At 31.8% G+C, this 11248-nt stretch carries 11 protein-coding genes; 8 read left to right on the top strand and 3 right to left on the bottom strand.

The features are described 5' to 3' along the window. Window positions 1-146 precede the first annotated feature (146 nt). From EW028_RS24025 to EW028_RS24010, 4 genes are all read left to right on the top strand, one after another. Window positions 147-1241 (top strand): tyrosine-type recombinase/integrase, encoded by a 1095-nt coding sequence (locus EW028_RS24025; RefSeq protein ID WP_036074946.1) that lies wholly within the window; start codon window positions 147-149, stop codon window positions 1239-1241. Next, window positions 1238-3244, top strand: a complete 2007-nt coding sequence (locus tag EW028_RS24020) for a tyrosine-type recombinase/integrase (RefSeq protein ID WP_036074944.1) — start codon at window positions 1238-1240, stop codon at window positions 3242-3244. Before EW028_RS24025 ends, EW028_RS24020 begins: the two co-directional genes overlap by 4 nt. Further along, on the top strand, window positions 3234-3638 hold the full coding sequence (locus tag EW028_RS24015; protein WP_036074943.1) for a DUF6262 family protein: 405 nt from the start codon (window positions 3234-3236) through the stop codon (window positions 3636-3638). Before EW028_RS24020 ends, EW028_RS24015 begins: the two co-directional genes overlap by 11 nt. 374 nt (window positions 3639-4012) lie before the next feature. Continuing rightward, window positions 4013-4432: a universal stress protein gene (locus tag EW028_RS24010; RefSeq protein ID WP_036074941.1), complete on the top strand. Its 420-nt coding sequence runs from the start codon at window positions 4013-4015 to the stop codon at window positions 4430-4432. 140 nt (window positions 4433-4572) lie between these two features. On the opposite strand, the gene EW028_RS24005 is transcribed toward EW028_RS24010, so the two are convergent. Then, the gene (locus tag EW028_RS24005) at window positions 4573-5127 is read right to left on the bottom strand and encodes a recombinase family protein (RefSeq protein ID WP_036074938.1); all 555 of its coding nucleotides are present in this window, start codon (window positions 5125-5127) and stop codon (window positions 4573-4575) included. A gap of 92 nt (window positions 5128-5219) precedes the next feature. Here EW028_RS24005 and EW028_RS24000 point away from each other — a divergent pair, with 92 nt between their 5' ends. From EW028_RS24000 to EW028_RS23985, 4 genes are all read left to right on the top strand, one after another. Next, entirely contained in the window at window positions 5220-6653 is a 1434-nt protein-coding gene (locus EW028_RS24000) for a SulP family inorganic anion transporter (protein ID WP_284705970.1), read from the top strand. Between the two features lie 12 nt (window positions 6654-6665). Next, window positions 6666-7085, top strand: a complete 420-nt coding sequence (locus tag EW028_RS23995) for a universal stress protein (protein WP_036074933.1) — start codon at window positions 6666-6668, stop codon at window positions 7083-7085. A gap of 402 nt (window positions 7086-7487) precedes the next feature. Next, complete coding sequence (gene rnjA / locus EW028_RS23990) at window positions 7488-9164, top strand: ribonuclease J1 (RefSeq protein WP_131522713.1); 1677 nt, start codon at window positions 7488-7490, stop codon at window positions 9162-9164. 300 nt (window positions 9165-9464) lie between these two features. Then, window positions 9465-10409: a D-alanyl-D-alanine carboxypeptidase family protein gene (locus tag EW028_RS23985; protein WP_052125344.1), complete on the top strand. Its 945-nt coding sequence runs from the start codon at window positions 9465-9467 to the stop codon at window positions 10407-10409. Window positions 10410-10451: 42 nt separating this feature from the next. Here EW028_RS23985 and EW028_RS23980 read toward each other — a convergent pair whose 3' ends face one another. Continuing rightward, window positions 10452-10697, bottom strand: a complete 246-nt coding sequence (locus tag EW028_RS23980) for a hypothetical protein (protein WP_036076482.1) — start codon at window positions 10695-10697, stop codon at window positions 10452-10454. A 35-nt stretch (window positions 10698-10732) separates the two neighbouring features. Beyond that, a complete protein-coding gene (locus EW028_RS23975; RefSeq protein ID WP_052125340.1) occupies window positions 10733-11068 on the bottom strand; it encodes a YolD-like family protein in 336 nt (111 codons plus the stop codon). Between the last annotated feature and the right edge of the window lie 180 nt (window positions 11069-11248).

Genomic DNA, 11248 nt, shown 5'->3' with positions numbered 1-11248 from the left:
TAATCAATAGTATAATTATAGGTAGGATGTATAGTATTTAATGATACATCCTACCTTATTTTTTTATTGTTGTTTATTACATAAAAATAGTAAAAAATTATAGTATTCAACGTAATTAATGAATGAAGTTATTAGGAGGGGATAATGTGACTAAAGTATATGAGATAATAATTAATTCAGGAGAAAAAAGATGGATAGTCTTAAACAAAAATGGAAAACCTATTGAGCCCATTATGAAGTATATAAAGTATAAAGATAACTTAGGTAAAGCTCCAAATACTCTTAAAACGTATTGCTATCATCTTAAACTATATTGGGAATATCTAATCATTAAAAATAAAAATTTAAATGATGTAGATTTAAATTTATTATCAAGTTTTATCAGTTGGCTCAGGTGTTCAGAAAATAAAGATAATGTCCGAATTTTAATAAAGAAAGATGACAATAATCTATCTAAAAGAAGTGAAAGCACAATTAATTTAATTATTAATTGTGTAATTGATTTCTATGATTATTTATATAGAAGTAATCAAATATATAAGGATATAAAAGGTAATGTCATTAAGAGTATGAAAGTAAAGAGCAGGAGATTTAAGGGTTTTCTAGACCATATAAATCCCAATGTAACATTCAAAAATATTTTAAAAATTAAAGAGCCACGTAGGATAATAAAAACTTTAACAAAAGAACAAGCAAAGGAGGTTCATCTAGCCTGCAATAATATTAGAGATGAGTTAATGATACGTATAATGTATGAAAGTGGTGTGAGAGCATCAGAATTGTTAAGCTTATGGATTGAAGATTTTAATATTAATGAAAATAGTATTATTGTGCGTAAATCTAAAACTAAAGCCGGTGAAAAGCGTAAAGTTTATATTTCTAAAGAAACGATGAATCAATTTCAAGATTATATTATTGATTATCATACAGATGAAATTGATACAAACCATGTGTTTTTTAACCTAAGGGGTAAAAATAAAGGACAGCCAGTTAAATATTGGACACTACAAGCGTTAATTAAAAGAATTAATAAAAAAACAGGAGTTGATTTTACAGCCCACATGCTTCGCCATTCATTCGCTACCAATCTTCATGACGAGGGAGTCGAAGTATCAATAATCCAAAAATTATTGGGTCATAACCATGTTCAAACAACTATGGATATGTATATACACCCTACCGATGAAACGGTAAGAAGAAGTTGGGAAAAAGTCCAAAGTAAAAGGGATGAAGATGTATGAATATCAATTCTATTACCTCATTAAAATCAAAAATAGAAACGGAAGAATTATTAGAGGGTTATTGGAAACTAGATGTATGGAAAATAAAGGATTTTCCATATAAAGATTGTCTTGGGAATGTAAGTGATAGAAAAGCAGTGAGTTTTAGCTATATCAAAAACATTTATATTAAAGCCGAAGTAAAGTATTATTCAAGTTTTGGATTGAAAAATGAATGGTGGAAAATGTCATCATTTATTTATTGTACATATCCATATATCAAGTTGATTGTTCTTTTTTTAGAGAAAGAGTATCCGAAAATTAAATCCCTAACAGAAATTTCTTATGAAGAGATTCAATTAAAATATAAACAGTATTTAGTTTTGTCTGGAAAACCATTAGTTAGATTAAGAAAAGGAAGAGAGAGAACATCGATTTATATAAATACTCTTAAAGCTTTTTATTTATTTTTAGTCGATTTTTATGATAAAAGACCAGAATATGAAAAAGACAGATGGAATGTAGAAAAATTAGGAATTATATATAACATGTCACGAAGAGATAAATATATTAATTTTGAAAATATCAAAAAACCATTTCGTGAGCTTGTAAAAAAATATATGCACCAAAATTTACTTATACAACAAAAAATTACTTATGCTACTGCTCAGAATATACTAAAAAAGATGTACTTATTCTTTGACTTTATAGTAAAAGAATTTCCTGATTGGAAAGATTTAAATAATCTTAATCGTAAAAATGTTGAAGATTTTCTGCTTTATGTTCGAAATGCTGAAATGGGGGGAAGAAGTTATGTAAAAAATAGAGTTCCTAATGATCGGCATGTTTTGGAGTGTATTTCAAATGTTAAAAGATTTATAGAGTACTTACAGGATTACAATTGGGATGAAGCACCAGTTACACCTCTACATATGTTGATCTATCCAGAGGATTTCCCAAAACGTAGGCACAAAATTTATGAAGATCATATTAAACATATTCCAGACTATGTATGGGAGCAAGTTCAAGAAAATCTTCATATGCTAGACTCTGAAGTAGCAAGAATAGTTCTATTGATGGAAGCGACAGGATTTAGAGTATCTGATGTTTGCCAACTTAGCTATGATTGTTTGCTATATAAAAATGATGGTTGGTGGTTGATCGGAGACCAAAGAAAAGTAAGGTTAGAAAATCATATTGTCCCTATTTCTGAAGAAATAGTAGCTATTGTGAAAATACAGCAAGAAAAAACAAAAGATTATTTAAAAACAAAAAGCAATCCAAATAAATTTCTATTTCCAGTGCCGTTTGGAAAAAATAAAGGGAAGGCTTATTCTCAAAGGAAAGTAACAAACGAATTAAATAGTTTAGCAGAAAAGTGTAAAATTTTAGATAAGCATGGAGAGGTTTATTATTTTAAAAATCACGCTTTTAGACACCGATATGGAATGAATTTACTCAACAATGGAATGAATATCCTTCATGTGCAAAAATTAATGGCTCATACAAGTCCTGAAATGACCCTTACCTATGCAAAAATCTTAGATAGTACTCTACGTAAGGAATGGGAAAGGGTTCAAAGCTCTATTAGGATAGATGAAAAAGGAGCAATTGTAGAGGCAGTTCTTAGCGAACAAGTTGAAGAGAACGGATTAGAACTAGAATGGATCAGACATAATATGGATTCTATTCGTTTAGATCATGGTTTTTGTATTAAGAGTCCTAAATTAAGTTGTGATTTTTTAGAACAAACTCTAGAACCGCCTTGTATTAAAAACGGATGTAGAAGTTTTCATGTTGATCAAACATTTATTAGTTATTATAATGATCAAATATCAAAAATGGAGGCTGATATAGAAATTTATAAAAAAAATGGCCGTACACGATCATTAGAACTAATAGAACCGAAATTAAACAAATATAGAGAAATTAGAGATTCTATTCAATATGGAACGGGTATTTTAGGTTTGCCAAAGCACAAACGTGAATACATAGGAAATGAGCGTGAAACCAATGGTAAATAATAATCCTAATATAGAAGGTTTATTATCGCATGCACTAGAGAAAAAACTGCAAGCAAAAGAAAAAGTTGAAACTGCAATAAAAAAAATGTTAAAAGAAAAAATAAATATTAATTTTAATTCAGTATCTCATGTTGCAAATGTGTCAAAGACATTTCTCTATAAAGAACAGACAATAAGAAATCGGATAGATTATCTTCGTAAGCAGCAAGAAGGTTTATCTTCTGTTAAAAGTTATAAAAGAAATGTATCTGAAACATCCAAAGATGTTATCATTAAGGCTTTAAAGAATAAAATAGAAAATTTAAATGGAAAAATTGCAACCCTAGAACAAGAAAAGGAACAATTGCAAATTCAATTAAAAAAAGACTTGGGAAAAGTATATGAAAATATTTAAAGTAGATGAACATACAAGTTAAAATCGATATCTAAACAAATGAAAGGGAACATAAGAATTCTGTGTTATAACGTTACAATAAAAGATTTTTTGAACAATTTTGTTAACATTTTTGTATTATGCAGCACCTTTAAGGTATTTTTGATTCACTAAGAGATTAACTACTAATTATTATTAATTGGATTTCCTACTATAGCTTTTTCACCATTTATCTTTGAGAGGCATCTCCCTCTTTTCTGTTATTGTTTATTCTGCATATGAGTTGTTTATTTATAAAAAAAGCTGAAGTAAGGTTATATTTTTTGAAATAGATTCTATAAAAAAAACATATTATGGATAAACTAGAGGTTATATAACATTATGGGGGGATTCTAATGTACAAACATATTCTACTCGCTTCAGACGGTTCTGATAACGCAGTCCGTGCAGCAAAGGAAGCTGTTAAAGTGGTTACTTGTAATGAAGATTCACTAATTGATGTTGTTTATGTGGCAGATTTTGAAAAATCTAAATCTGACGTATTACATTCAAGCTCAGCTGAAGCATTAGATCTGGAAAGACGTAAAAAAAATTCAAAAGTACTTAAATTTCTCAATGAAGCAAAAGTAAACTACCAAACGACCATTTTAAGGGGAAATCCAGGACCTGAGATTGTAAAATATGCAAATGAGCAACAAGTTGATTTAGTTGTAATTGGTAGCCGTGGACTTAATGCTTTGCAAGAAATGGTCCTAGGAAGTGTTAGTCATAAAGTAATGAAACGAGTAAAATGTCCTGCGTTAATTGTAAAGTAATTTCCTTTCCTCGCTCTTTAATATTACAATGATTGGACTGTTTATATTTTGTTCACTAGTATGTTTTATCAAATCACCCCCATAAAAGTTATGAGATTTCTAACTTTTATGGGGTATGGTTGTAGGAGTTCTTTATTTTGTCACCTCTTATAATTCATACCTTCAAGGTATCGATATAACGTAGATTTACTAATTCCTGTTTTTGTTTTAATATCTTCTAAAGTAAAACTTCCAGAATGATACATGGAAATTGCATTTTCAATATTTTCATCTGTTTTCTTAGGTCTTCCAATCGGTTTTCCATTTTCTTTTGCACGAGTCATACCAATTAATGTGGAATGTCGTGCTACATCTGTTTGAAACTCAATGATATGATGAAGTATTTCTTGAAATGAACATGCCAATAGATCACGACTGTTCACTTTTTCTTTCATAAAGTAAATAATTACTCCATCCTTTTCGCAAATCTTTATTATTTCCAAGAGATGTCTAATCGAATCAGCAATCGCAAAAAAGCTTTGTACATAGATTTTATCTCCCTGTTGTAAACACATAAGTAATGCTTCAAGTTGCAATCGCTTTTTTGACATACCATGAGATTCTTCAAATATTTTATCAAAGGAACTAGCATCAGTTATTAATTGATTTTCACATTTTTGGTCATTATATAGCGGGCGTTTATATCCATATATCATATTATCTCTCCTTTATAGTCTCAAAAGGGTTACTTTTTGGGAATGAAAGTGTTATGATAATCTAAGAATTTTAAAAAGAAAAGGAGATTATCATGCAAAGTTTAAAACAACAATGGTTTGGTAATGTGCGTGGGGACATCCTATCTGGAATTGTCGTAGCACTGGCGCTAATTCCTGAAGCAATTGCCTTTTCCATTATTGCAGGTGTTGATCCAATGGTTGGGTTATACGCATCATTTTGTATCGCTGTTATCATTGCATTTGTCGGCGGTCGCCCAGGAATGATTTCAGGAGCTACAGGTGCCATGGCATTATTAATGGTGCCACTTGTAAAAAATCACGGAGTAGAGTATTTATTAGCTGCTACAATATTAACAGGGGTTATTCAGATTCTTTTTGGCGTCTTTAAAGTCGCAAAGGTTATGAAGTTTATCCCAAATGCCGTGATGATTGGTTTCGTAAACGCACTAGCGATTCTGATCTTTATGGCGCAAGTACCACATTTTATTGGTATTTCAACAATGACATATGTATTCGTTGGGATTACGTTAGTTATTGTGTATACCTTACCACGTTTTGTGAAGGTAATACCAGCCCCACTTGTTGCTATTGTAATTTTAACAGCTGTAGCAATTTTTAGTGGTTTTGAATTACGAACAATTGGAGATTTAGGAAATATTACAAAGTCACTACCATCTTTTCTAATTCCAAATGTTCCATTTAACCTTGAGACGTTTCAAATTATCTTTCCCTATTCACTTGCATTAGCAATTGTCGGGTTACTAGAGTCATTATTAACAGCGCAAATCGTGGATGATATGACAGGAACAGAAAGTAATAAAAACAAAGAAGCTCGTGGTCAAGGAATTGCTAACTTTATTACAGGGTTCTTTGGTGGTATGGCAGGTTGTGCGATGATTGGACAATCTGTTATTAATGTAAAATCTGGTGGTCGAGGACGATTATCAGCCCTAGTTGCTGGCGTCTTTTTAATCTTCCTGATCATTGTGTTAGGAGATTTGGTTGTACAAATCCCAATGTCTGTGTTAGTAGGGATTATGATTATGGTGAGTATCGGTACATTTGACTGGAGTTCATTCAAATATTTGGCGAAAGCACCACGCACCGATGCAATTGTTATGTTAGCAACGGTTGTCATTGTCGTATGGACACATGATTTATCAAAAGGTGTTATTGCAGGAGTCCTTTTAAGTGCGATTTTCTTCGTTGTAAAAATATCTACGGTAAAAGTTTCAAAGCCAGGTTCACATTATATTGTAAAAGGTCAATTATTCTTTGCTTCTACTGATGGTTTCGTCAACTACTTTAAATCAGCTGATATAAAAGAGAGAGAGATCATTATTGACTTCTCAAATAGTCGTATTTGGGACGATTCAGGGGTGGCAGCATTAGTTAAAGTAAAAGATATGTTGAGAGAAAGAGACATCAAAACAGAAGTAATTGGGCTTGATCCACTCAGTCAGAAAATTGTTCAGCAATTAGATGGTATATCGTCTTCACATTAAGGGGGAAAAAATATGTATAAACACATTTTACTAGCAGCAGACGGCTCTACAAATGCCGTGCGTGCTGCAAAAGAAGCAGTTAAAATTGCAGGCCTATCAAATGAATCCATTATTGATGTAGTTTATGTAGCTGACTTTGAAAAGGCTAAATCAGATGTTTTACATGCAACTTCTGCTGAGGCACTGATGATTGAACGTCGAAAGAAGATACAAAATATAGAACAAGAATTAATAAATAGCAATGTTTCTTATAAGGTAACCATTTTACATGGTACACCAGGACCAGAGATTATTAAGTATGCCAATGAAAAGCAAGTGGATTTAGTAGTCATTGGTAGTCGTGGATTAAATGGTTTGCAAGAAATGGTGATTGGAAGTGTTAGTCATAAAGTAATGAAGCGCGTCCATTGTCCAGCATTAATTGTGAAATAATCAGAAGTTATATCTTTGTAAAATGAAACCGAAATTTTAAATTTCGGTTTTTTAATTACAGAAATGGTGGAGTTAAACTAAGGAGCCACTTTTTTCAAATATTGAGAAACGACCAGTCATTTTAATCAAGTTAATAGATTACACAAAAAAATGACTTGTTTAGCTTTATTTTTTTCAGTAATGGAGTATGAAATACGAGTATTTTTTGAGTGGGAATATTCGCAAAAATTTACAACAAGCAATTTTAACGATAAGCCAGATATTGCTTGTTGTAGGTGGAATTATAACTCTTATAACGATTCTAATCAAAACAACAGATTCAAAGCATTATTTTGTTTAAAAATCTTAGCTATCAATATGAGTACAGCATGTGAAATATATATTGAGGTGAATTATATAAAAATGAAGATTGTAAAAAATGAACAAGTAGCTGTGTTCGCACTCGGTGGACTCGGTGAAATAGGGAAAAACACGTATGGTGTTCAATTCCAAGATGAAATTATTCTAATTGATGCCGGTATAAAATTTCCACAAGATGAACTCTTAGGGATAGATTATGTCATACCGGATTATACCTATTTAACAAGTAATATAGAAAAAATTAAAGGTCTATTTATAACACATGGGCATGAGGATCATATTGGTGGCATCCCTTACCTTTTACGTCAGGTGAATGTGCCAGTATATGGTGGAAAGTTAGCATTAGGACTTCTTCAAAATAAATTAAAAGAGCATGGACTATTGCGTACCACAAAAATGATTGAAATAAAAGAAGAAGATATCATTAAATTTAATAAAACATCTGTAAGTTTTTTTAGCACAACACATAGTATTCCCGATGCATTTGGTGTTGTTGTGAAAACTCCACAGGGGAACATTGTTCATACAGGAGACTTTAAGTTTGATTTCACCCCTGTTGGCGAACCTGCTAACCTGACAAAGATGGCTGAAATAGGACGTGCAGGTGTATTATGCTTATTGTCTGACAGTACAAATGCAGAAAAACCACATTTCAGTATGTCAGAACGTATTGTAAGTAAAAGTATTGATGAAATCTTCGCTAACTTAGAGGGGCGGATTATATTTGCGACATTTGCTTCAAATATCTACAGAGTACAACAGGCAACAGATGCCGCTGTTAAATATGGACGGAAAATAGCAGTTTTTGGGCGTTCAATGGATAATGCTATTAGAATTGGTCACGAGCTAGGTTATATAAATGCATCAAAAGAAATATTTATCGATGCCCAAAGTATAAATCATTTTCCTGCAAATGAAGTGATGATTCTATGTACAGGGTCACAAGGTGAGCCTTTAGCTGCTCTATCACGTATTGCTAACGGTACACATAGACAATTGCGTATTCAACCAGCCGATACAGTTATATTTTCTTCATCACCCATTCCAGGTAATACAAAAAGTGTGAACAGAATCATCAACTTGTTACAACGTTCAGGTGCAGATGTTATTCATGGGCAACTTAATAACATCCATACTTCTGGTCATGGCTCACAGGAAGAACAAAAATTGATGTTACGTTTAATGAAGCCCAAATTTTTTATGCCGATTCACGGCGAATATCGTATGTTGAAGATGCACTCACAATTAGCAGTGGATTGTGATGTATTGGAAGAGAACACTTTTATTATGGAGAATGGGGAAGTTCTTGCGTTAAGTGCTAATCATGCAAGTATAGCAGGGAAAATCCCTTCTGGTGATACCTATATTGATGGTAATGGCATCGGTGATATTGGCAACATTGTATTACGTGACCGTCGTAAGCTTTCTGAAGATGGGATTGTGATTGTTTCTATAAGTATTGATACAGGACGACGAATTATCGTATCAGGGCCAGATTTTATGTCACGTGGATTTATTTATATGCGAGATTCTAGAGAACTCATCACTGAAGCACAAAAGATGCTAAGAGGTCATTTAAAAGAATGCATAAAAAAGAAGCCAACTGATTGGGGTAGTTTGAAAAATGCAATAACAAAACTTTTAGGGCCGTATTTATTTGAAAAGACGAAACGTCGTCCAATGATCTTACCTATTATTCTGGATGTTAATCAGCAATAATGAAGTAGGCAGTAAACTGATTCAATATTCAAAAAGCTAATATATATGCCTAACAACAAAATCCTACATTCAAGTATGTAACAAAACTTATAGAAAATCTAAACAGTCACATACTAACAAAGACCTCACTTTATAGAAAGATTCTTGATTATCTAAATTATCCCCTTATCTAAAGAAGAATCAATTTTGTATATAATAAACAGTTCAACTATTATTTTGTGAGGCACATTAACTATTTAAAGGAGTGGCTTTTTGAAACCAGTAGTTAAATTATTGTTTGTTCTAATTTGTTCATTTGCAATGTATTTTTCAGTAACAAAGTCTGCGGATGCATCGTATGCAGTTATAGATGCAGAAACTGGTCGACTTTTATCAGGCAATAATGCACATGCACAGTTACCAATTGCTAGTTTAACGAAAATGTGGACAGCTTTCGTAGTGATCGAAAATAGTAATTTAGATGATGAAGTAGTTATTTCAAGAGAAGCTGCATTAAGTGAGGGCTCTTCCATTTATTTAGAACCAGGGGAGAAAATAACGGTTGAAACACTACTGTACGGATTAATGTTACGTTCTGGAAATGACGCAGCATATGCATTAGCGGAACATACAGGAGGTTCGTTTGAAGGTTTTGTTGATTTAATGAATGAAAAAGCAACTTTTTACGGATTAAATAACACGTTTTTTACGAATCCATCAGGGCTTCATCATGATCTACACTTATCCTCTGCTTATGATACAGCGATGATGTTAAAAGTTGCATTAGAAAATGACACTTTTCGTAAAATTGCTACAACCGTTAATTATAAAAGTATAGAAAAAAATAATGTCACATGGCAAAATAAACATCGACTAGTTCAGGAACAAAATGGTGCGGTTGCAGGTAAAACTGGTTTTACTAAGGCTGCCGGACGAACACTTGCAACTTATTTTGAAAAAGAAGATAAAAAAGTCATTGTGGTTACATTAAGAGAGTCTAATGATTGGCAAGTACATAAACAACTTGCAAACTATGTATTCTCTCAATACGATGTCGTCACAGTAGCGAAAAAAGGAAATTATAAAACGATAGAAGACATAACTGTTACATTAAGCAAACCAATTAAACTTTTATTAAACAAGCAAGAGGAAGATGAAGTAAAAAATGTGTTACATTTTTCAAGAAATAAAGAAAATAAAAATGGCATTTGGCATGTGTTTTTAAATAATGAAAACATTTATTCAACCCGGGTAACGTTGAAATAAGGATTAGAACTATGAGGAAATGGGTGATTTCTTAAATTGATTTTAAAATGGTACCGTTTTACATTTGTTTTGCAGTTTTAATGAAGTTTTAGAACAGTCTTTCGTAATCAGGCGCTTTAATGGAGCAATGAAAAAGCCCAATTTCTCTTTTGATGCCGAGAAATCAGGCTTTTTCATATTGGAATTTCCATAATGTTGTAAATTCGCATCTCCTGACGCTACCCCATTTATCACTGCATATAAACCCCAGAGAACTTTAAATATAGCAATTAAATATAAAATCTCCATACTTCCCAGAAAGTTTCCAAAATGCATTTGCTAAACTAATATACAATTTCAATATCAACAATATCTAATAAATTTATTTTTAAAGCACTGTTGTCCTCGTAAACAATACAAGTTTTTCTGTAAAGATAGTCAATTTCCGTTAGTATACCTTTAATTACATGAATCCTGTTATTAGAAAAGTATTTAATTTTTACTTCAGAATTATTTTTCAGTGCTAGTTGGAAGATCAAATTCATTTCTTCAAGTTGATGTTCATCAACTTGAGGTTTTTTAATATCGTTTTGTTCTTCTAAAGCTTTTTTTAACAGGTTTACATGCTCAGGTAACATTAGAGACGTACTCCATTTTTTATTTCCACGATCTTGTAACATTAGATTTCCCTCCAGTAATTACAAATAGTTAGAACGTTTGTTCTGTGTTATTATAATCAAAAAGGGTTAACTTTACTATCGATAAAATGTATTTGGTAAACATTACATTATCTCTAACTATATATAAACAAAGAATGAGGTGTACTAAATAGTGGGAAATACAAAAATATGTCTTGATAA

Source organism: Lysinibacillus sp. OL1, assembly GCF_004332175.1.
In the GTDB taxonomy this organism is placed as follows: Bacteria; Bacillota; Bacilli; order Bacillales_A; family Planococcaceae; genus Lysinibacillus; species Lysinibacillus capsici.
This window is presented reverse-complemented; position numbering and strand designations above follow the sequence as displayed.